At 60.8% G+C, this 19,804-nt stretch carries 20 protein-coding genes; 16 read left to right on the forward strand and 4 right to left on the reverse strand.

Annotated elements, in window-relative coordinates; genetic code table 11:
• The first annotated feature begins 6 nt into the window (after window positions 1-6).
• The 13 genes from fliH (at window position 7) to AB3G35_RS14015 (ending at window position 9,712) form a co-directional block, all read left to right on the forward strand.
• Entirely contained in the window at window positions 7-699 is a 693-nt protein-coding gene (gene fliH, locus AB3G35_RS13955; protein ID WP_106115988.1) for a flagellar assembly protein FliH, read from the forward strand.
• Between the two features lie 3 nt (window positions 700-702).
• Window positions 703-2,022, forward strand: a complete 1,320-nt coding sequence (fliI, locus tag AB3G35_RS13960) for a flagellar protein export ATPase FliI (RefSeq protein WP_086796934.1) — start codon at window positions 703-705, stop codon at window positions 2,020-2,022.
• 25 nt (window positions 2,023-2,047) lie between these two features.
• Complete coding sequence (locus AB3G35_RS13965) at window positions 2,048-2,485, forward strand: flagellar export protein FliJ (RefSeq protein WP_106115987.1); 438 nt, start codon at window positions 2,048-2,050, stop codon at window positions 2,483-2,485.
• Window positions 2,486-2,561: 76 nt separating this feature from the next.
• Window positions 2,562-2,843, forward strand: a complete 282-nt coding sequence (locus AB3G35_RS13970) for a flagellar biosynthesis anti-sigma factor FlgM (RefSeq protein WP_369781640.1) — start codon at window positions 2,562-2,564, stop codon at window positions 2,841-2,843.
• A complete protein-coding gene (flgN, locus tag AB3G35_RS13975) occupies window positions 2,840-3,274 on the forward strand; it encodes a flagellar export chaperone FlgN (RefSeq protein WP_106115986.1) in 435 nt (144 codons plus the stop codon). Before AB3G35_RS13970 ends, flgN begins: the two co-directional genes overlap by 4 nt.
• 278 nt (window positions 3,275-3,552) lie before the next feature.
• Window positions 3,553-4,878, forward strand: coding sequence for a flagellar filament capping protein FliD (gene fliD / locus AB3G35_RS13980; RefSeq protein WP_106115985.1), 1,326 nt, complete (start codon window positions 3,553-3,555; stop codon window positions 4,876-4,878).
• A 9-nt stretch (window positions 4,879-4,887) separates the two neighbouring features.
• Window positions 4,888-5,271, forward strand: coding sequence for a flagellar export chaperone FliS (gene fliS / locus AB3G35_RS13985; protein ID WP_086796944.1), 384 nt, complete (start codon window positions 4,888-4,890; stop codon window positions 5,269-5,271).
• Window positions 5,255-5,578 carry a hypothetical protein gene (locus AB3G35_RS13990; RefSeq protein WP_106115983.1) on the forward strand — a complete coding sequence of 108 codons (324 nt, stop codon included), beginning with the start codon at window positions 5,255-5,257 and terminating at the stop codon, window positions 5,576-5,578. The genes fliS and AB3G35_RS13990 overlap by 17 nt, the downstream gene beginning before the upstream one ends.
• Window positions 5,575-6,657, forward strand: a complete 1,083-nt coding sequence (locus AB3G35_RS13995) for a flagellar hook-length control protein FliK (protein WP_369781641.1) — start codon at window positions 5,575-5,577, stop codon at window positions 6,655-6,657. Before AB3G35_RS13990 ends, AB3G35_RS13995 begins: the two co-directional genes overlap by 4 nt.
• A 57-nt stretch (window positions 6,658-6,714) precedes the next feature.
• Complete coding sequence (gene fliL, locus AB3G35_RS14000; RefSeq protein WP_106115981.1) at window positions 6,715-7,173, forward strand: flagellar basal body-associated protein FliL; 459 nt, start codon at window positions 6,715-6,717, stop codon at window positions 7,171-7,173.
• A 7-nt stretch (window positions 7,174-7,180) separates the two neighbouring features.
• Window positions 7,181-7,918, forward strand: coding sequence for a FliA/WhiG family RNA polymerase sigma factor (locus AB3G35_RS14005; protein WP_369781642.1), 738 nt, complete (start codon window positions 7,181-7,183; stop codon window positions 7,916-7,918).
• Complete coding sequence (gene motA / locus AB3G35_RS14010; RefSeq protein ID WP_095041271.1) at window positions 7,906-8,781, forward strand: flagellar motor stator protein MotA; 876 nt, start codon at window positions 7,906-7,908, stop codon at window positions 8,779-8,781. The genes AB3G35_RS14005 and motA overlap by 13 nt, the downstream gene beginning before the upstream one ends.
• A complete protein-coding gene (locus AB3G35_RS14015) occupies window positions 8,768-9,712 on the forward strand; it encodes an OmpA family protein (protein ID WP_106115978.1) in 945 nt (314 codons plus the stop codon). The genes motA and AB3G35_RS14015 overlap by 14 nt, the downstream gene beginning before the upstream one ends.
• A 56-nt stretch (window positions 9,713-9,768) precedes the next feature.
• Here AB3G35_RS14015 and AB3G35_RS14020 read toward each other — a convergent pair whose 3' ends face one another.
• The gene (locus tag AB3G35_RS14020; protein ID WP_369781643.1) at window positions 9,769-10,575 is read right to left on the reverse strand and encodes a transcriptional regulator; all 807 of its coding nucleotides are present in this window, start codon (window positions 10,573-10,575) and stop codon (window positions 9,769-9,771) included.
• Between the two features lie 413 nt (window positions 10,576-10,988).
• Between AB3G35_RS14020 and AB3G35_RS14025 the strand changes: the two genes are divergently transcribed.
• Together AB3G35_RS14025 and AB3G35_RS14030 are read left to right on the forward strand one after the other, a co-directional pair.
• Window positions 10,989-12,116 (forward strand): DegT/DnrJ/EryC1/StrS family aminotransferase, encoded by a 1,128-nt coding sequence (locus AB3G35_RS14025; RefSeq protein WP_369781644.1) that lies wholly within the window; start codon window positions 10,989-10,991, stop codon window positions 12,114-12,116.
• A gap of 675 nt (window positions 12,117-12,791) precedes the next feature.
• Window positions 12,792-16,310: a glycosyltransferase gene (locus tag AB3G35_RS14030; RefSeq protein ID WP_369781645.1), complete on the forward strand. Its 3,519-nt coding sequence runs from the start codon at window positions 12,792-12,794 to the stop codon at window positions 16,308-16,310.
• A 124-nt stretch (window positions 16,311-16,434) separates the two neighbouring features.
• Here AB3G35_RS14030 and lafA (AB3G35_RS14035) read toward each other — a convergent pair whose 3' ends face one another.
• The 3 genes from lafA (AB3G35_RS14035) to flgA form a co-directional block, all read right to left on the reverse strand.
• On the reverse strand, window positions 16,435-17,316 hold the full coding sequence (lafA, locus tag AB3G35_RS14035) for a lateral flagellin LafA (RefSeq protein WP_106115976.1): 882 nt from the start codon (window positions 17,314-17,316) through the stop codon (window positions 16,435-16,437).
• A 233-nt stretch (window positions 17,317-17,549) separates the two neighbouring features.
• Complete coding sequence (gene lafA, locus AB3G35_RS14040) at window positions 17,550-18,422, reverse strand: lateral flagellin LafA (protein WP_016780758.1); 873 nt, start codon at window positions 18,420-18,422, stop codon at window positions 17,550-17,552.
• A gap of 112 nt (window positions 18,423-18,534) precedes the next feature.
• Window positions 18,535-19,341, reverse strand: coding sequence for a flagellar basal body P-ring formation chaperone FlgA (gene flgA, locus AB3G35_RS14045; RefSeq protein ID WP_106115975.1), 807 nt, complete (start codon window positions 19,339-19,341; stop codon window positions 18,535-18,537).
• Between the two features lie 110 nt (window positions 19,342-19,451).
• Between flgA and flgB the strand changes: the two genes are divergently transcribed.
• The gene (flgB, locus tag AB3G35_RS14050; RefSeq protein ID WP_106115974.1) at window positions 19,452-19,802 is read left to right on the forward strand and encodes a flagellar basal body rod protein FlgB; all 351 of its coding nucleotides are present in this window, start codon (window positions 19,452-19,454) and stop codon (window positions 19,800-19,802) included.
• Window positions 19,803-19,804: the final 2 nt, after the last annotated feature.

Genomic DNA, 19,804 nt, shown 5'->3' on the forward strand with positions numbered 1-19,804 from the left:
CGCGCAGTGTCGATCAAAATACTCAAAGGCAAGCCCCGTGACTGGCGGCCCTACCGTTTTCCGCCCTTGCCGCAAGGGCTGGCCCCGGAATGGAAAAACGACCCGATTGCCCTGCAACGGGCAATCGCCGACGGCTTTCAGGAAGGCATGGAGAAGGGCTATCAGGAAGGTCTCGACCAGGGCCAGGCGCAGGGTCGCCAGCAAGGCTACGACAGCGGCCTGGAGCAGGGCTTGCAGGAGGGTCTGGCACAGGGGCGGGCGCAAGGGCGCGAGTCCTTCGATCAGGCCAGTGCGCCGCTGGACGCCATCAATCGCCAGTTGCGCAGCTTTGCGCAGGGGGTTGAGCTGGCTCGGCGCGAGGAGTTGCTGGCGCTGGTCAAGAAAGTTTCGGAGCAGGTGATCCGTTGCGAACTGACCCTCAACCCGACGCAATTGCTCACCCTGGCAGAAGAGGCGCTGGCCAGCATGCCGCTGGAGGCGCTGGATGTGCATATCAACCTGCACCCACAGGAGTTTGCGCGGATCCGGGATCTGGTGCCCGAGCGCGCTGCCAGCTGGCGCCTGGTGGCCAACGACACGCTGGCGCTGGGGGAGTGCCGGATCGTCACCCCGCAGGCCGAGGTCGACGTAGGCTGCCAGCAGCGCCTGGATGCGTGCGTGGCCACCCTGTCTGAACATTTGCACTTGATTGAGGAGTAGGGCGTGCTCAAACCCTTTGCGCTGGATGAAGCCTTGCGCTCGCTGGATACGGTTCAGTTGGCCAAGGTCAGCGGGCGGCTGGTGCGCATGTCCGGGATCTTGCTCGAAAGCCTGGGTTGCCAGCAGGTGACCGGGCAGCGCTGCGCTGTCGAACAGGCCGACGGGCAAATGCTCGAGGCTCAGGTGGTGGGGTTCAACCGTGATATCACCTACCTGATGCCGTTCAAGAAACCGGTGGGCCTGAGTTCGGGGTCGCGGGTGTTTGCCGCCCGACAGGAAGCGGCGCTGCAGATCGATGAGTCCTGGCTTGGCCGTGTGCTCAACGGCCTGGGCGAACCGATGGACGACCTGGGCCGGCTCACCGGGCGGGACGAATTGCAAGTGGAGCTGCCCAGGGTCAACCCGCTCAAGCGTCAGCCGGTGAACGAGCCGCTGGATGTGGGGGTGCGCGCGATCAATGGCCTGCTGACCCTGGGCAAGGGCCAGCGCGTCGGCCTGTTCGCCGGCAGCGGGGTAGGCAAGAGCGTGTTGCTGGGCATGATCACCCGCCAGACCGAAGCCCAAGTGGTGGTGGTCGGCCTGATTGGTGAGCGTGGCCGCGAGGTACAGGAGTTTATCCAGCATTCCCTGGGCCCCGAAGGCCTGCGCAAGGCGGTGGTGGTGGTCGCACCTGCCAATGAGTCACCGCTGATGCGGCTCAAGGCGACAGAGCTGTGCCACAGCATTGCGGCTTATTACCGGGACCAGGGTAAGCATGTTCTGTTGCTGATCGATTCCCTGACCCGTTACGCGATGGCCCAGCGTGAAATCGCCCTGGCCCTGGGCGAGCCGCCCGCCACCAAGGGCTACCCGCCGTCGGTGTTCGGCATGCTGCCGGAGCTGGTGGAAAGTGCCGGTAACGGCGAAAGCAGCCAGGGCAGCCTGAGTGCGATCTACACCGTGCTGGCCGAAGGCGACGATCATCAGGACCCCATCGTTGACTGTGCCCGGGCCATTCTCGATGGCCATATCGTGCTGTCGCGCAAGCTGGCAGATGTCGGGCATTACCCGGCCATTGATGTGGCCGCGTCGGTCAGCCGTTGCATGAGCCAGGTGGCCGGGCGCAAGCACCTGGATGCGGCCCGTTCGTTCAAGGAATGCAGCAGTGTGTATGACGGCATCAAAGACCTGATCCCGCTGGGCGGTTACACCCCGGGGATGGACCCGGGCACGGATCGCGCCGTCAGGCTGGCGCCGAATCTGGAGCGTTACCTGCGCCAGGATGTGGAGGCCGGGGCGCCGCTGGGCGTGTGCATCGACACGCTGCAGAGCATCGTCAAATGATGGGCCATGACGCGAGCCGGCGAACATGAAAGAACGTATCAATGTGCTCAACCGCCTGGCCCAGCTGCGTGCTGTCCAGGCGCGCCAGATCATGGGCCGGGTGACTTATCAGCAGAACCTGTGCGAGCGCTATCGCATCAATATTGCCGGGCTGACCCGCTTGTGCGGCTTCACCACGGCCACCACCACCCCGTTGCAGCGGCATAACCAGCAGCAGTACAAGGCCACCCTGCATGCCATGACTAATCTGCAGGTGCGTGAGCTCAAGCTGGCCGAGCAAACCCTCAAGCGGATCCAGGATGAATTGCAGCAGGTGGTGCGCCAGGAGAAGGTGCTGGCGCAAGTGATCGAAGACCGAATGTGCCAGTGGCTGGCTACGCTGGCCCAGCAGGAGCAGAAAATCCAGGACGGCCTGGCGAGTCAGACCTGGTGGCGCAACAAGGCCCGGGATGTATTTGGCTGATTTTTGCCTTGCGCATTTAAGTGCCTCCCACAACGGGTCGCCTTTACTCAGTATTCCCCCGCTCAGGACCTTAATCATGGAAATCACACGACAGCCTGCCATCACTATCAGCCCGCTCGCCGGGATTGCCGCCTCCGGCAGCAGCGAGCGCAGCCCTGGCGGCCCCGTGGCCGCGATCAGCGTAACTGCGCCGGTCAAGCCGGGCCTGGAGCGTATCCAGGCAGCGCTTGGGCAATTGCCGCAAGTGGACCTGGGCAAGGTAGCGAACCTCAAGGCCGCCCTGGCCGCAGGCGAACTGAGCACTGACAGTGCCACGCTGAGCGCGGCCATGCTCACCTACCACCGGGGCGAGCGGTGAGCCAGCGCGCGCAGCTGCTCAAGGTGGTCGAGCAGGATGTATATGACGACCTGGCCGGGTTTGCCCACTTGCTGGGTTGCATGAGCCGCCTGCAAGCAAGCCTGATGGCGCGCGACTGTGACGCCATTGCTGCGGCCAATGAACAGATCTCGGCGCTGATGGATACTGCCGGGGCGCGTGCCCGCCGTCGCAGTCGGGTGCTGGAAGTCTTTCATCTGGGGACCGACAGCCGCGCGATGGAAAGCCTGATCGGTCTCTACCCCCCGCAGCGCCAGGCGCGCCTGGCCCAGGCCTGGCAGACCCTGATCAGCAGTGTCGAACGCTGCCGTGACCTGAATGAGCGCAACGGCAAGTTGCTGGCGATGCACAGCGAGATTTTCCAGCAGTTGGCCAAGCCCGATTGTGCCCAGGTGTATTCCCCTACTTTCTGACCCGATGCGGTGCCCGCCTGCGCCGGGCACCGGCCTTCCATTGTGTGTTGCCACTGTTCCTGAGGGGTTGACCCACCCGCCTCGAGGTCGCCTGTAACGAACAGGCGCTGAGCCTTCGCGGTGGGCGAAAAAGCGGAAATACGCCTTCCACCCCGGGCAGGTTTCCCCCCTCAAAGCGGAAACTAAATTTCTCATCAGGTTGAAATAAATCCTTATAAATCAATTGCTTAAAAGTTGGCACCGGTTTTGCTAACTACCCCCGCAAGGAGAGATTAGACATGGCTATCGATACCACTTACATCCAGAACCAGGCCAAGATTCTTGCTGAATATGAAGTTCAGCGCGAACTGAAGCAGGCCCAGCGCAATGAGTCCAAGTACAAGGCTCAGTTGGCGGCTGTGTCGACGTTGGACACCGCGCTCAAGGCGCTGGGTTCGGCTGTCAAAGGCCTCAAGGGCACTGACAAGAGCATGCTGATCAACGCTGCGGCTTTCAGCAAGGAAGGTATGGCCAGCGCCACCCTTGGCCCCAGCGCGAAGGAAGGCAGTTATCAGTTTTTTGTTCAGCAACTGGCCAGTCGGCATCAGGTTGCGCTCAGCGGTCTGGGCGACGATGCCGCCAGTTCCGGGAATTTTTATATCAAGCAGGACGGTGTCGAATTTGCCATTGACTTGAGCACCGGCGACAGCAATGGCGATGGCAAGCTGTCCCAGGAAGAACTGTCCGCCGCAATCAATGCCCACCCTGACAACAAGGGCGTCAAGGCCACGCTGGTGCGCAGCGGTGGCGAGGTGACGCTGGTTTTGACCGCTGAAAACAGCGGGGAAAAGAACCGCATCGAATTGCGCACTGACGCCACCGGCAGCACGCTGGAGACCAGCCTGGGCAGCCAGCAGGAATTGGCCAAAGGCCAGGATGCCATCGTTTACCTGGGCGCTGACGCCAGCGGCATGAAGCTGCAGCAAAGCTCCAACACCTTCAAGGACATGATCGACGGCGTCAGCCTGACGTTCAGCAAGGTCCACCAGAGCGGTGACGAGCCGCTGACCGTGAATATCAGCCGCGACCAGAGCGCAACCAACGCCAAGCTCAATGAGTTTATCTCCGCCATCAATGCCCTGTTCGGCACTTTCGACACCCTGACTGCCGCGGGTGTCGAGGGTGACAAGCGCGGCCCGCTGGCCGGTGACTCGGGGATCCGCGCAGTCGAGTCAATGATCAATAAGGTGCTGCGCACCCCGTTCAACGGTATCACGCTGATGGAGTTCGGCATCCTCGCGGACTCCAAGGGCAATTTGAAAGTCGACACCAAGTCGTTTGAAAAGATGCTCGATGCCAACCCGGATGCGTTCGAAGCGCTCTTTTCCGGCAAGGGCAACCTGATCGACAGCCTGGACAAGAGCCTGGCGACTTACACCAGTGGCCCCACCGGGGCTATGAAGGCCCGCAAGGACAACCTCAACAGCATGTTGCAGCGGATCGAAGTCAAGTACGACGAGCTGGAGAACAAATACCAGAACCACTATCAGCGTTACCTCAAGCAGTACACCCAATTGGCGCAGGTCATGGCGTCGATGGAGCAAACCTTCAGCATGTTTGGATGATTATGAATAATGAATGATAGCTATGACGAGTACCGCGCGGTCGACCTTGAGGTCCGCGTGTGTGCCTCCTCGCCGTATGAACTGGTACTGGTGTTGTTCGATGGTCTGCTCGACGAATTGAACAGGGCACGCGGGCATATCGAAACCAGCCATTACGAACTTAAGGGCGTGTCGCTGGAAAAGTGCATGAACATTCTCAATGCACTCAACAGCACGCTCGATTATGAACAGGGCGGCGAACTGGTCCATGACCTGTCACGGCTGTATGACTACTGCATGCACCGTCTGGTGGATGTCAGTGTGTCGCTGTCGGTGGCCGGTATTGATGAAGTCGCGCATCTGTTAGGGCAGATTCGTGACGGCTGGGAAGGTGTCAATGCCGCACGCCATTGATCTGCGTCGCCTGGATCACCTGGGGCAGTTGCTGGCCGGGGCGCTGGAGCAAAAGGATTGGGCGCGTGTCAGTGAAATCGATCTGCTGATTCGCCAGGGCCTGCAACGCCTGAGTGCCAACGGGCAACCGGGAGCTGATCTGCAGGCCCGTCTGGCGCCGCTCAAGGCTTTCCATGCCCGGGCACGGCAGGCGTGCATGCGTGAACACCAGCGCCTGGGCGATTTGCTTGGCAGTCTTGCTCAGCATGGGGAAGGTCGTCTTGCCTACTCCTTGCTCGATAGTGTGCAGGAGGAGGGTCAGGCATGAACGTGAGCCTTACTCCGCCCACCGGGTTTGCGGCAGCTCTGGATCTGCGTGAACTACCGGTGGAAGCCGCCCCGGTGGCGGATGATCAGGTGGTGTTGGCGTACTTGGCCCCCCTGGCCGAGTTCGAAGCGCCTTTGCCGCCGTCTGTTGACATGCCGCCGTTGGTGGCCAGCGAGCTGACGCACGAGGAGCAGCCCGGGGAGCCAGCCGATGTGCAACAGGATCCCGCGGTGGACCCGCAGCAATGGCTCGACATGATGCTCAGCCAGCAGGCCGTGCAGGTGCAGGCCCGTGACTTGGCTGTCCCCGCCAGCCTGGGTCTGATCGCTGAACGCAACACAGCCCCCGTGCCGCCACGCATGGCAGCGCCCAACGGCCAGCAGCCGGCAGGCGACCATGATGCCGACGCGCAGGATACCGATGTGCTGGCACCGCTGGCCGGGCCGGCCAGAACGGACCGCGGCCCGGCTGCTGAAGGCCTGGCGATGCAGCTCCAACGACGTGAGCTGCCGGCCAGCGTGCTGGCGCTGACCATCCCCCGCGATAGCGCACCGTTGGCCGCCCTCGTCGAGGCGCTGCCTGGCCCGGAACTGGCAACCGCGCCAGCGCCCCTGGCCCAGGGGGCGCCCGCTCACGGGCCGGTGCTTGAACGCGGGCTCAAGCTGGACACGCCGCAGGCCCGTTGGGGCGAGCAGATGCTACACGCCCTGCGCGAGACCGTAGAGGTGCAGGTCCAGCAGCGTTTCCAGCAGGCCACGATTCGCCTGGACCCGCCCGAACTGGGCAGCCTGGAGATCTATGTCAGCCATGAATCCGGGCGCCTGAGTGTGCATATCTCGGCGGCCCAGGTCGATGTAGCCCGATTGCTGGCGGCCACCAGTGAACGGCTGCGCCAGGAGCTGGTGGAACACAACAGCCTGCAAGTGCAGGTGCAAGTGTCCAGTGACTCCCAGGGCCACTCACCACGCGATCAGGGCAGGGCACCGCGTGAACATGCCATTGCCGAGGCCGCGCCGCAAGCGCAGGCATCGGCCGAATCATCCACGCAGCGCGACAACGGTGTGCTGGTGACTGTTTAACCCAAGCGCCGTTGTACGGCTTACCCGAAACTGAATTACAAGTGGATGAATCTTTTCATGTTGATGTCGCGTGTCATTTTATCTTTAGTGGGGTTGAACACGGTGCTGACCGTGGGGGCAATGGCAGGGGGGTATCTGTACCTGGCTCCGGTCATCACCGGCAAGGGTGCGGTGGTTGGCGCCGCTGCAGTGCGACCGATCAGCGACTTTACGTTTTACCCGATCGAGAAAGTTATCGTGAATCTGCCGGGGCCAAAGCGTGAGCGCTATATGGTGCTCGACTTGGCCCTGCAGGCTGACAGCAAGCTCAATACGGCCACCTTCAAGCAGATCGAACCGCTGGTGCGTCACTCGGTGATCAGTTCGCTGTCGCAACTGCCGTTCGACGAGTTGCGCCAGTTGCCTGTCAGTGACGTGCAGGGCCGGATCGAGAGCCGCTTGCGCCAGGACTTTGCTGGCAAAAGTATGACCGTTCCGTTCGAGGCGGTGCTGGTCAGCAAGTTGCTGGTGCAGTAAACGCGCCATGACTAGTCATCTTTTGGCCGATTACGGCTCGGGCTGCGCACAGACCCTACCGCCGGATGTTGAACAGCACTGGATCCTCAATTATTTGCCGCTGGTCAAGCGCATCGTCAACCAGCTGTCGTTGCAGGCCAGCCAGGTGCTGGACCGTGAGGACATGGAACAGATTGGCCTGATGGGCCTGTTGCAGGGATTACGGCGCTACGGCACGCCGGATGAACAGTTCGCGCGCTTTGCCGCACTGCGGGTACGCGGAGCGATCCTGGACGAATTGCGCCGCCTCGACTGGCGCCCGCGACAAGTGCGCCAGCAGGCCCACAAAGTGCGCGATACCTTGCGCAGCCTCACCCGCCAACTGGGGCGTGCCCCGCGTGATGAAGAGGTGCTCAGGGCCACGGGGCTGAGCGAAGCCCAGTACCAGAGCTATCTGCGGGCAGAAGCCGCAGAGGCCATCGAGAGCCTGGATGCCTTGCTGCTCGAGGGGGCGCGGGAGTTTCAGCAATCAGGCAGCGGCGTCGAGGAATATGTCCTCGGCGAACGTCTGTTGGCCCAGGCGCTGGCCCAGCTCGACGAGCGTGAGCGGCTGGTGCTGACGCTCTACTACCAGCATGAACTGAGCCTCAAGGAAATTGGCCTGGTACTGGATATCAGCGATGCCAGGGTTTGCCAACTGAGCAAACAGGCGATCGAAAAGGCTCACCATTTTTTAACCAAGAGTAATTTGACGTGCAGAAAATAATAGGTGCAATCATCATCCTCGGCTGCGTACTTGGCGGGTTTGCCGTTGCGGGTGGTTCATTGCAGGTGTTGTGGCAGCCCTCCGAACTGCTGATTGTGCTGGGCGCAGCACTGGGTAGCCTGATTATCGGCAACCCCAAGGAAGTGCTGATTGAAATGTGGCATCAAATCAAGGGGATTTTTTCTTTCCGCCGTCGCGGAGAACAGTTTCAGCGTGAGCTGCTGATGTTGCTCTACGAATTGCTGGAAACCGTCGAGGACGGGGGGCTCAAGGCGCTGGATGCGCATATCGAGGAGCCTGAGCAAAGTGACCTGTTCAGCAAATACCCGTTGATCCTCCAGGAAAGAAACCTGATGGCCTTTATTGCCGACAACTTCCGGTTGATGGCAATGGGCAAGATCAGTGCCCATGAACTGGAAGGCTTCCTGGAGCAGGAACTGGATGCCATGCACGAAGCCTTGTTGCTGCCCTCGCGCTCGCTGTTCAAGGTGGGGGAGGCAATGCCGGGGTTCGGGATCCTGGCCGCGATCCTCGGGATCATTATCACGATGGACAGCATCGGTGGTTCGGTGGCCGAGATTGGTGCCCATGTGGCGGCAGCACTGGTGGGGACCTTCCTCGGGATCTTCTTTTGCTACTGCCTGATGGAGCCACTGAGCAACTCGATGGCCCAGCGTATCCGCACGGAAATGTCGGCCCTGGAATGCGTGCGCACCACCCTGGTGGCTCATCTGGCGGGCAAGCCGACACTGCTGGCCGTGGATGCAGGCCGCAAGCTGATCGAACAGGACGTCAAACCGACCTTCAAACGCCTGGAAACCTGGGTTAACAACTACGAGGACAGGTTCAATGAGAAGGGGTAACGAACTGGGCGAGCAGATCATCGTCAAACGCCGCACCAAGCGCGGCCATGAGGTACTGCACAGCGGTGCGTGGAAGGTTGCGTTTGCCGACTTCACCCTGGCCATGATGGCCTTGTTCATGGTGTTGTGGATCATTCAGCCCCAGGCTGACGAAGAGCGTATGGCCCTCAAGGGCGATGGTTATGAAACCTTGTTCGACGGCGGGGCCGGTATTTTTGATGGTCTGAGCGCCGTGCCGCTGGAAAACCCCGTAGCCGGGCAAGCCGCTCAGGACCAGGAAGCGGATGCGCCGTGGCAAGAGCCGGTCCTGTCCCGGATTGAACCGGCGCAACCGGAAAACAGCGCACCGCGGGAAACTGCGCACTATGACACCGAGGCCGATTTGCAGGCCCTGGCCCGGTTGATGAACCAGCTGGCCGCGCGCACGGACGCAATGGCCAATATCGAGGTGCAAGTCGTCCCCCAGGGGCTGCGGATCCTGATCAAGGATGATGCCCGCCGCTTTATGTTCGAGCGTGGCAGCGCCACCATCAACCCGCATTTTCGTACCCTGCTGGTGGCGCTGGCCCAAGAGCTGGGCAAGATTGACAACAAGCTGATTATCAGCGGCCATACTGATGCCACGCCGTATCGTGGCAAGCGCGAATACGACAACTGGAACCTGTCGGGCGAGCGTGCCTTGCAGGCGCGGGGTGTGATGGTGGCAGCGGGCTTGCCGGCCAAGGGGGTGTTGCAGGTTTCGGCTCAGGCCGATGTGATGCCGCTGCGCCCGGACGAGCCGCTGAGTGGACTTAACCGGCGTATCGAGTTGCTGCTACTGACTCATCAGGCCGAGGCGCTGTACCGCCAGTTGTTTGCCCAAGGGCATGTGAGCTACGCGCCGAGCCGCGTCGAGTACATCGAGGCGGGTGGTAAACGAGCCGTGAACTAGGTGCTGGGTAAATATTTTGCGCGGCCGCAAGGCCGCGCAGGCTGCAAACCGGAAGGTCACTCCACGCAACTGCGCAGGCGTGCGTCGCTGACACTTTGGATTTCGTTGCGATGAAGGTTGAGCACATGGTGCTGGCCTGAGTTGAGCGAGCAATAGACCTGGTAATTACCATTGGCGTTGCCGACGATTGCCAGCTCGACCGGGTGCTCGCTCAGGCGCAGCAACCGATCACTGAGCGTGCGGGTGGTATCGATCAGTTGTTGGACCTGGGGCTCTTGTTGATCAACGTACATCACGGTACTGGCACCCACTTTTTGCACGCTGGCATAAAGTTCCGGGGCAGGTTGGGTAAAGACATACCCGGCCACGGCAATGGTGATGGTGCCGATTGCCACAAGCTGACGGCGCAGGCCGGCAAAAAAACCAGCAGGTGCCGAGGCCGGTGATGCCGATACCGGTTCCGGGGCGGGTACCGTTGCGGGTGTGGTGGCCTGGGGCTTGTTGGCCAGTGTACTCAGTTCAATGACGAAGGTTGGGTTAAGTCGGTAGCCGCGACGCGGAACGGTCTGAATGATCTGCAGGTTTTTTTCGTCACCCAGGATCTTGCGCAGGGTGTACACCTGCTGGTTGAGGCTGCCGGGACCTACGACACGGTCCGCCCAGGCATAGGCCACCAGGGTGTCCCGCTCAATCACTTCACCCGGTTGCTGTAACAGGCGTTCAAGCAGCCTGCCAGCAGAATAGCCCAGTTCGACTGTGCGTTTTTCTTCGTCCCTGAACAAGGTCAGCGTGTATAGCACCGGGCAAAAGACAGCATGTTGCTGGCTGTGCATGGCAGTGGCATGTGCAAAAAGAGTGTTCATCAAGAGCATTCACCATGTAGGGAATACCACTTTACTATTAGGGGTATTTTGCCTTCTGTAGGGTAATTCTGAAGTTGATTTGCAAGATATATCTTATCTCCATTTCCCATGGGCTCCCGCCAGGGCGCAGAGGCGGAAGTGGCGCTTCCTGCAGGGGGAAGCGCTTGCGCAGAAAAGGGAAGCCAAGGCGTTTTATATAACCCTGCTGTCTTTTGAAAAAATAAATATAGATCAAGTAGATAAGTCATCTTTTTGGGGTTGGCACGGCTTCTGCTTTTGAGTGGCAGGCTGCCTGTTTCAGCCGGGTTATTCATCCCGGTTACAAGACGGCGGCCATGCCAATCGGGCCGATACTGCGCCAGGCCCGGTCTCGCGCTCCCTTCGGATCGCAGAACCCTTTGAAGATGCTGTTCATGGACCACGATATTTATGTAACCAGCCCCTTGCTGCCGGAATTGCAGGCATTCATGCCGTACCTGCAGCAGATCTGGGACAGCAAGTGCCTGACCAATAACGGCCCCTTTCATCAAACCTTCGAACGTCGACTGGCCGAGTATCTGGGGGTGGAACATCTGTCATTGTTCAACAATGGTACGACCGCCCTGTTGACCGCACTGCAGGCCCTGCAAATCGAAGGCGAGGTCATCACCACACCTTATACCTTTGCCGCCACGGCCCATGCGCTGGAGTGGAATCACCTGACACCGGTGTTTGTCGATATAGACCCGCACACCTTCAACCTTGACCCCGTTGCCATTGAGGCGGCCATCACCGAGCAAACCCGCGCCATCCTCGCCGTTCATTGCTACGGAGTACCGTGCGATGTGCGCGCCATTGAGCAATTGGCCGACCGTTACGGGTTACGCGTGCTGTATGACGCTGCCCACGGGTTTGCAGTCGAGGAGGGCGGCAGCAGTGTATTGCGCCACGGCCACATGAGCGTTTTGAGCCTGCATGCCACCAAGGTGTTCAACACCTTTGAGGGGGGCGCCATTGTCTGCCCCGACGCGGCGACCAAGCTGCGGGTGGACCAATTGCGCAACTTCGGCTTCGTCAATGAAACCTCGGTGGTGAGCTGCGGTATCAACGGCAAGATGAGCGAGTTCAACGCGGCTTTCGGCCTGTTGCAGCTTGAGCATATCGACCGGGCCCTGGAGCGGCGTGCCGCGATCGACGGCCTGTACCGCGCGCGGCTGGCTGATATCCCCGGTATCACCCTGTGCCGTGAGGCGCAGAACCACGGTTATTTCCCAATTCTGGTCGAGGACACGTTCCCGGTCAGCCGCGATGCCCTGTACGAGTTTTTCAAGACGCGACAGGTGTATGTGCGGCGCTATTTCTACCCGTTGGTCAGCGACATGCAGGCCTACGCCGATCGTACCGGACATGTGCAACAGCCCTTGCCGGTGGCCACGCAAATCGCCCGCAAGATCCTGTGCCTACCGATTCATCCAGACCTGAGCCCGAGTGATGTCGAGCGTGTGGTGGCTGCTGTTCGCCACTGCGCTGTCGCCTCGCCCGACTATCACCAGGCGCCATAGCGGCGCGGCAACCTGAGACGCAACCATGACTGCTGAAAACTTTATTGCCAATTTTATTAACGCCACGGGTTTGTCACCCCGGTGGATATAAGCCTGGACAGCGAATTTCGTACCTTGCCCGAATGGGACTCGCTGGTTGCGCTGGGCGTGATCGTGATGTTTGACATGGAGTATCAAAAACCGTGTCCGGCGATGACCTGTACCAGGTCGTGACAGTGGGCGACCTGTACCGCTGGGTGGGTTGAGTCAATGCCGCAATGTGTCCTTCAACATGTCCGCTTTGCCGGCGGGGCCAGTTGTGTGCCCAAGGGCCGGGTTTCCAACATCACCGATTGCCCGCAGCCCATGCGCGGCGAACTTGAGCGTCTGGTACGCAATATCGGCATCGAATACCGCCGGGTGGCGCAACCCTGGTTACGGGCAGCCTGGCCCGGGCCGGCAGCGAAGTGGGCAAGCGCTGCGAGTGGCTGCTGGGGGCGACGCTGCCTTCGCAATTGGCGGACTACAGCTTTTATGACGCGGTATTGCCCGAAGGCTCAAGGATTTACCGCTATTGAAAATCCCTTTATCCCTCCCTGGCGCATGGAGGCAGGCCAGGCCTGTTTGTGTCGAGGTTCTCATGTTTTTTCCCCGATTTCTCCCCGCAGCCCCCTTTGCTAACAGAAGTGTAACGCCATGAAAGATTTGCCTCTGGTCAGTGTGATCATACCGGCCTACAAAACCTCCTGGTTTGAAACGGCGCTTGCCAGCGCTTGCGCGCAGACCTATGCCAACCTGGAAATCATCGTTTGCGATGACAGTGACGGGGCCGTGATCGGCGCCATCGTCGAGCGCTATGCGGGCAGCCAGCAGGTGCCCATCCACTATCAACGCAATCAGCAGCCCTTGCATGAAATGCGCAACACCGTCGAGTGCATACGGCTTGCCCGCGGTTTTTACATCAAGTTCCTGCACGACGACGATGTGCTGGCCCCGGACTGTGTGGCCCGCCTGGTTGCGACGATGGAGGCCGATCCGCACATTGCCCTGGCAACTTCCAGGCGCGAGCGCATCGACAGTGCCGGGCAGCCCCTGGCGGATATTCTGGCCACCGTGACAGCCTTTCCCCAGCCGGTGCGGGTCGATGGCCCGGGCCTGGTCTCGCTGCTGGCCGAGCACACCCTGAACTTTATCGGCGAGCCCAGTTGCGTGCTGTGCCGACGGGCAGATGTGTTGGCCTACGGCGATCAATTGATGTCGCTTAATGGCCAGCCCATTGACTGGGTCGGCGACTTGAGCATTTACGTCAAGCTCCTGCAGTGCGGGCACCTGGCGTACTTGCCGCAGACCCTGACGTGGGTGCGGGTGTCGAGCGAGCAGTTCAGCCAGCAGGGGCGCGACACACCCGGTATTGGCCAGCAGGGGCATGACAACTTTCGTCACCAGCTTCGTGAACTGGGTTGGCACCAGCCAGTGGAGGGGCCACGGCAGGTGGCCGTGGCGCGACTGGACAACCCCGAGGTGGTACAGCAGGTTGATATCATTGCCCACCTCAATGACGTGCGTAACACCCTTGTACAACAGGAGCAGCAACGCCAGTGGCTGGCAGCGCGGGTGCCTAGCGAGCCGCAGTCGCGACTGATTGGCCAGCGCCTGGCACAAATGGCTGGGGGGCCGACGATTGCCGTGGTGGTGCTTGACCCCGCAGGCGACAGCCAGGCGCTGCAGGCGACCCTCGACAGCATTGCCCATGCACGCAGCACAGGGGCCATGTTGCAGGGGATTGTGCTCACGCCGCAGTTCCGCCGCCAGTCACCGGGCGATGACATGCAGTACTGCAGCTGCCAGCGCGACGGTTTTGTCGCACAGATCAACCGGATTGCCTGCAGTGGCGATCATCGCTGGTTGATGCTGGTGGAGGCGGGGGACCGCCTGACCGACAGCGGGATGCTGATCTCGTCCCTGGAGTTGCTGGACGACCCCCAATGCCGAGCCATCTACGGCGATGCAATGGTGCATGAACACGGCGATGTCATAAGCCCGGCCCTGCGCCCGGATTTTAACCTCGACTATCTGCTCAGCATGCCGGGTGTGATGGCCCGCAACTGGCTGTTTCGCGCCAGCGCGGTGGCCGAGGCGGGTGGTTTCAATGAGCAGTATCCAGCGGCGCTGGAGCTGGAGCTGATCCTGCGCATGATCAACCGCCAGGGCATGGTCGGCTTTGGCCATCTGTGCGAGCCGCTGGTCATCAACCAGCGCGCTGCGCTGGCCGACAGCCCCGAGTTTGCCGAAGTGCTGGGCTTGCACCTGCAGGAGCGGGGCTATGCCCAGGCGCAGGTGCTGAGCCTGCGCAGCGGTCAGTTCAGGATCCGCTACGGTCACCCACAGCGACCGTCGGTGTCCATCGTGCTAGTGCTCGATACGGACCTGCCGGCCCTGCAGCGCTGCGTTATCAGCCTGCTGGAGCACACCCGCTACCCGAATTACGAACTGTTGATCGTCAACAATGCCTGCGCCGATCCGCAGGCCGCCGCCTGGCTTGCCGGCAGCCGACAGCTGCTGGGCGAGCGCCTGCAGGTGGTTGATCTGCCGCTCGCCCGGGGGCGGGCATCGGCCATTAACCTGGGCGCGGCACAAGCCCGGTGCGAATACCTGCTGTTGCTGCGCAGCGACACGGTCCTGATGCAGGAGCAATGGCTGGATGAGTTGCTCAACCACGCCCAGCGTCCGGAGGTGGCGATTGTCGGGGCCAAGGCGGTGTCTACTGCACGCACGATCACCCATGCCGGGATCATCCTCGGCCTTGAAGAGAGCGCCGGCCACGGTTTTGCCGGGCAGGCGATGAGTGCTTCGGGCTATATGAATCGCCTGTTTGTCGACCAGAACTACAGTGCGGTGTCTGACGTGTGCCTGATGATTCGCCGAGAGGTGTTCGAGGCGGTAAATGGCCTGGATGCCGAGGTTTTCGAGCAGGGTGCTGCGGATATCGACCTGTGCCTGCGCGTGGCCCGCACGGGCTGTCTGACTGTATGGACACCCCACGCCGCGATCATTCATGACCACCCGCAAACCGCCGTGCCCCTGGCTGTACGCCAGTCATTCCAGCGCCGCTGGGCAGCCGAGTTGCCCCGCGACCCGGCCTACAACACCAGCCTGTCCCTGAGCGATGCCGGCGGCTTCAAACTCGCCGATGCCCAACTGGCCTGGCAGCCGCTAAGCTGGAAACCCCTGCCGGTCATTCTGGCGCGGGCTGCGGATGTGTATGGGTGCGGGCATTACCGCATCATCCAGCCACTGCGGGCGCTGAAAAACGCCGGGCACGCCGAGGGCGCATTAATCCACGGTTTGCCCGGGCTGATGCAGCTGCAACGCTATGCCCCGGATACCCTGGTCATGCAACGGCCCCTGCAGGAGCAGAGCCTGGAGGCGATCGAAAAAATCAAGGCCTTCAGCCAGGTGTTCAAGGTCTATGAGCTGGACGACTACTACCCCAACGTTCCGCTGAAAAGCGTCCACCGTGGCAGTGTACCCAAGGACATCATGCGGTCGCTGCGCCGGGGCCTGGCTTGCGCCGATCGTTTTGTGGTGTCCACTGAACCGCTGGCAGAGGCCCTGGGCAACTTTCACTCGAAGATCCATGTGGTCAAGAACCGCCTTGACCCGCAGTGGTGGGCAGGCCTGCCGCCAAGCGCACGCAGGACTTCGCGCAAGCCCCGGGTCGGCTGGGCCGGAGGCTCTGGCCATACCGGTGACCTGGAGCTGATCGCTGATGTGGTCAAGGCCTTGTGCGACGAAGTCGACTGGGTGTTTTTTGGCATGTGCCCGCAGCGCTTGCGGCCCTTTGTCAAAGAATTCCACCCGGGCATCCGCATTGACCTGTACCCCGCGGCACTGGCCCGGCTGGATCTGGATCTGGCCGTGGCACCACTTGAAGATAACCTGTTCAACGCCTGCAAAAGCAATCTGCGCCTGCTGGAGTACGGTGCCTGTGCCGTCCCGGTAGTGTGCAGCGACGGTCCGAGCTATCGCGGTGACCTGCCGGTGACCCGGGTCAATAACCGTTTTCGTGACTGGGTGGAGGCAATCCGCATGCATGTCAACGACCTGGATGCGGCGGCTGTGGCGGGGGATACGCTGCGCGACTGCATACATCGGGACTGGATGCTGGACGAGGTCGGCCTGCAACAGTGGCGCAAGGCCTGGCTGGCGGATTGACCGCCAGGTAGACACGGCCCGCCTGGCGGGCCATTTTTTTGCCCAACGTAAAGCTGCCGTTAAAAAAAAACGCCCCCGAATCACTTAGGGGGCGTTTTGTTGATACCGGGTTTGCCTGTAGGGGTTAGCCCAGCAACGACATGACCATGCTTGGCATTTGCCCGGTTTGCTTGAGCATGGAAATACCCGACTGCATCAGCATGGAGTTCTTGCTCATCATCGCGCTTTCGCTGGCGAAGTCGGCATCCATGATGCGGCCACGGGCCATTTCGGTGTTGTCCTTGATATTGGCCAGGTTGTTGGCGGTGTGGTTAAGGCGGTTGATATTGGCGCCGAACTGGCCACGAAGCTCACCGACTTTGTCCAGTGCGCCGGTCAGTTTATCGATCATGTCCTGAGCGCCGCTGACGCTGGTGATTTCGCTGCCCGACAATGTGCTGTCGCTGAACGGAACGGAAACCCCCGACAAGGAGGTGGCCAGGTCCGTGGCACCGCTAGAAACGTTCAGCTCCAGGGTCTCGGCCGTTGTGGCGCCGATCTGGAAGTTGACCGCGCTATTGAATTTGGCGGAGCTGTTGGTTGGGTCACTGCTGAACAGCTTTTCACCGGCAAAGCTGGTGTTGTCCATGATATTGCCCAGCTCTTTGCCCAGCTCGTTGTATTCGGCCTGCATTGCATTGCGGTCGGCATCGCTGTTGGTGCCGTTGGCAGACTGGGTGGCGAGGTCTTTCATGCGCTGCATGATATCGGTCATTTCATTGAGCGCGCCATCGGCGGTCTGCAGTAGCGAGGAGGCGTCGCTGACGTTGCGCAGGGCCACGGCCATGCCTTTGGTCTGCGCGTTCATGCGGGTGGCGATCTGCAGGCCGGCGGCGTCGTCGGCTGCCGAGTTGATGCGCAGGCCGGTACCCAGGCGCTGCTGGTTGGTGGCCAGGGCGTTGTTGGTCTTGTTCAGGTTGGTCTGGGTCAGCAGCGACGAGTAGTTGGTGTGGATGGTCAGGGCCATGATCGAAATTCCTGTTGTGCATTGAGTGTCGGAGTAAAGGGCGGCGCAGTTTTTGTTGCTCGCTGACACTTAAAGGCGACGGATTGTTCGTTGCACTTAAACCGTATGGGCCATTATTTTCCAGCCTTTGCAGGTGCTGCTGTGCCTTGCCGGGAGCAAATATAAGGCAGCTGAAAAAGCGCCCCCGAATCACTTCGGGGGCGCTTTGTTGGTAGCGGGTTTGCCAGCAGGAGTTAGCCCAGCAACGACATGACCATACTTGGCATTTGCCCGGTTTGCTTGAGCATGGAAATACCCGACTGCATCAGCATGGAGTTCTTGCTCATCATCGCGCTTTCGCTGGCGAAGTCGGCATCCATGATGCGGCCACGGGCCATTTCGGTGTTGTCCTTGATATTGGCCAGGTTGTTGGCGGTGTGGTTAAGGCGGTTGATATTGGCGCCGAACTGGCCACGCAGCTCACCGACTTTGTCCAGTGCGCCGGTCAGTTTATCGATCATGTCCTGAGCGCCGCTGACGCTGGTGATCTCGGTGCCCAGGGTGGAGCTGGTATACGACTCGGAGATATCGCCTATACCACTTGCCAGTGCTGAGACACTTCCGGAAACATTCAGCGCCAGGGTTTCATCCTTGGTAGCACCGATCTGGAAGGATACTTCGGCGCCGAACTTGCCGCTGGTACCGTCTTTGCTGAACAGTTTTTCACCAGCAAAGCTGGTGTTTGCCATGATATTGCCCAGTTCTTTGCCCAGCTCGTCGTATTCGGTCTGCATCGAATTGCGGTCGGCATCGCTGTTGGTGCCGTTGGCAGACTGGGTGGCGAGGTCTTTCATGCGCTGCATGATATCGGTCATTTCATTGAGCGCACCATCGGCGGTCTGCAGCAGCGAGGAGGCGTCGCTGACGTTGCGCAGGGCCACGGCCATGCCTTTGGTCTGCGCGTTCATGCGGGTGGCGATCTGCAGGCCGGCGGCGTCGTCGGCTGCCGAGTTGATGCGCAGACCGGTACCCAGGCGCTGTTGGTTGGTGGCCAGGGCGTTGTTGGTCTTGTTCAGGTTGGTCTGGGTCAGCAGCGACGAGTAGTTGGTGTGGATGGTCAAGGCCATGATCGAAATTCCTGTTTTACAATGAGTGTCGGAGTTAAGGGCGGCGCATCTTTTATTGCCGCTGACACTCAAGGGCGACAGGTATCGGCGCCCGCTTAAATCCCGCTGAGAATTATTTTCCGGGGCGTTCCAGGGTGCTGGTGACTCTGGCGCGGCCGATCACCCGGGCCTCGATAACCTTGCCGCTGGCGGTGTTCCTGACCCGGATCAGCATGCCCATGTGCCCGTCCTGCAGGGCTTCGCCTTCAGTGCTGGCGTGTATGTCGCCGTGATTGGCCACCACCGTGACGCGCTCGCCGCGGCGCACCTGCCAGGGCTCGACCAGCATGTCGCGGCTAAGCACTTGCTGGCTGCGGGTGCGACGCTTGGCGCTGAGACCGGCGACCTGGTCAATCCGGTTGAAATAGCCGCTGCTCTGGCGGCTCACCGCCACTTCCTGATAGCCGAGCATGGCGCTGGTGATGAGCTGTTCGCGCTCGATCACCCGGGTTGCCATCACGGCCTGGATATAGACCGTGGCCTGGACGGTCACGTCAACCGACCATGCCGGTGCCGGGCAGGCAAGGGTCAGGCGCAGGCGCCCGTAGCCACTCCAGTGCTGTTCTATGCCTCTGGCCTGCAGCCGCTGCTCGCAGGGGCCGGTGGGGGCGCCGTCGGGCAGGGCAAAGACCTTCTGGGTAAAACGCGGGTTTTGCCAGCCTTCCTCGGCGGCCTTGTCGGCCAGCTGTTGCGTGAAGTACTGGTGTACGGCCTGGTCGACTTGCCGGTCCAGCGCTTCATCGGCTGTCGCGTTGCTGCAAGCCAGTGCCAGCAGCAGGGCACACAGCACCCCGGCGGGGGAAACAGCGCTTCCTCCCGATTGCCCGTCAGGGCCTGGAAGCGGAAGCCGGACGGTCACCGATTGTTCTGTGAGCTTCATAAATAGTCTTATAAATCATGATGTTACTGTTGTTTTTAGAAGTGGGCACGGTTCCTGCTATTACCTGCGGGCAAGAGGCACGGCCTCACCTTCAATCAATGGTACCTGCAATGAGTATAAGGATAGATGAGGCCCTCGGTGTGCATACGCGTGCGCTTGGGTTGCATATGAAACGTACCGAAATACTGGCGGCCAATCTGGCCAACGAAGACACCCCGGGGTTCAAGGCCCGGGATCTGGATTTCGCTGCAGAAATGAACCGCAACAGCGCCGCGTCCGGCAACCGTGCTCAGGCTCTCCTGCAATACCGTGTGCCGGGCCAGGCTTCGCAGGACGGCAACACCGTGGAGTTGAGCGTTGAACAGGCGGCCTTCGCCAAGAGCACCTCGGATTACCAGACCAGCCTGACTTTTCTCAACATGAAATTTCGCGGCCTCAAACAGGCCATTGAAGGACGCTGACC

It is taken from the genome of Pseudomonas sp. WC2401, from assembly GCF_041200115.1.
GTDB classification, from domain to species: Bacteria; Pseudomonadota; Gammaproteobacteria; order Pseudomonadales; family Pseudomonadaceae; genus Aquipseudomonas; species Aquipseudomonas fragi.

Bases quoted from the DNA above. Each gene is read 5' to 3' on its own strand.
- AB3G35_RS14005 (WP_369781642.1), top strand. From the start codon at position 7,181: ATGACTAGTCATCTTTTGGCCGATTACGGCTCGGGCTGCGCACAGACC.
- lafA (WP_106115976.1), bottom strand. From the start codon at position 17,316: ATGGCCCTGACCATCCACACCAACTACTCGTCGCTGCTGACCCAGACC.
- AB3G35_RS13965 (WP_106115987.1), top strand. From the start codon at position 2,048: ATGAAAGAACGTATCAATGTGCTCAACCGCCTGGCCCAGCTGCGTGCT.
- lafA (WP_016780758.1), bottom strand. From the start codon at position 18,422: ATGGCCTTGACCATCCACACCAACTACTCGTCGCTGCTGACCCAGACC.
- AB3G35_RS14020 (WP_369781643.1), bottom strand. From the start codon at position 10,575: ATGAACACTCTTTTTGCACATGCCACTGCCATGCACAGCCAGCAACAT.
- flgA (WP_106115975.1), bottom strand. From the start codon at position 19,341: ATGAAGCTCACAGAACAATCGGTGACCGTCCGGCTTCCGCTTCCAGGC.
- fliD (WP_106115985.1), top strand. From the start codon at position 3,553: ATGGCTATCGATACCACTTACATCCAGAACCAGGCCAAGATTCTTGCT.
- fliL (WP_106115981.1), top strand. From the start codon at position 6,715: ATGTTGATGTCGCGTGTCATTTTATCTTTAGTGGGGTTGAACACGGTG.
- flgB (WP_106115974.1), top strand. From the start codon at position 19,452: ATGAGTATAAGGATAGATGAGGCCCTCGGTGTGCATACGCGTGCGCTT.
- AB3G35_RS14030 (WP_369781645.1), top strand. From the start codon at position 12,792: ATGAAAGATTTGCCTCTGGTCAGTGTGATCATACCGGCCTACAAAACC.
- AB3G35_RS13970 (WP_369781640.1), top strand. From the start codon at position 2,562: ATGGAAATCACACGACAGCCTGCCATCACTATCAGCCCGCTCGCCGGG.
- AB3G35_RS13995 (WP_369781641.1), top strand. From the start codon at position 5,575: ATGAACGTGAGCCTTACTCCGCCCACCGGGTTTGCGGCAGCTCTGGAT.
- fliS (WP_086796944.1), top strand. From the start codon at position 4,888: ATGAATGATAGCTATGACGAGTACCGCGCGGTCGACCTTGAGGTCCGC.
- AB3G35_RS14015 (WP_106115978.1), top strand. From the start codon at position 8,768: ATGAGAAGGGGTAACGAACTGGGCGAGCAGATCATCGTCAAACGCCGC.
- AB3G35_RS13990 (WP_106115983.1), top strand. From the start codon at position 5,255: ATGCCGCACGCCATTGATCTGCGTCGCCTGGATCACCTGGGGCAGTTG.
- AB3G35_RS14025 (WP_369781644.1), top strand. From the start codon at position 10,989: ATGGACCACGATATTTATGTAACCAGCCCCTTGCTGCCGGAATTGCAG.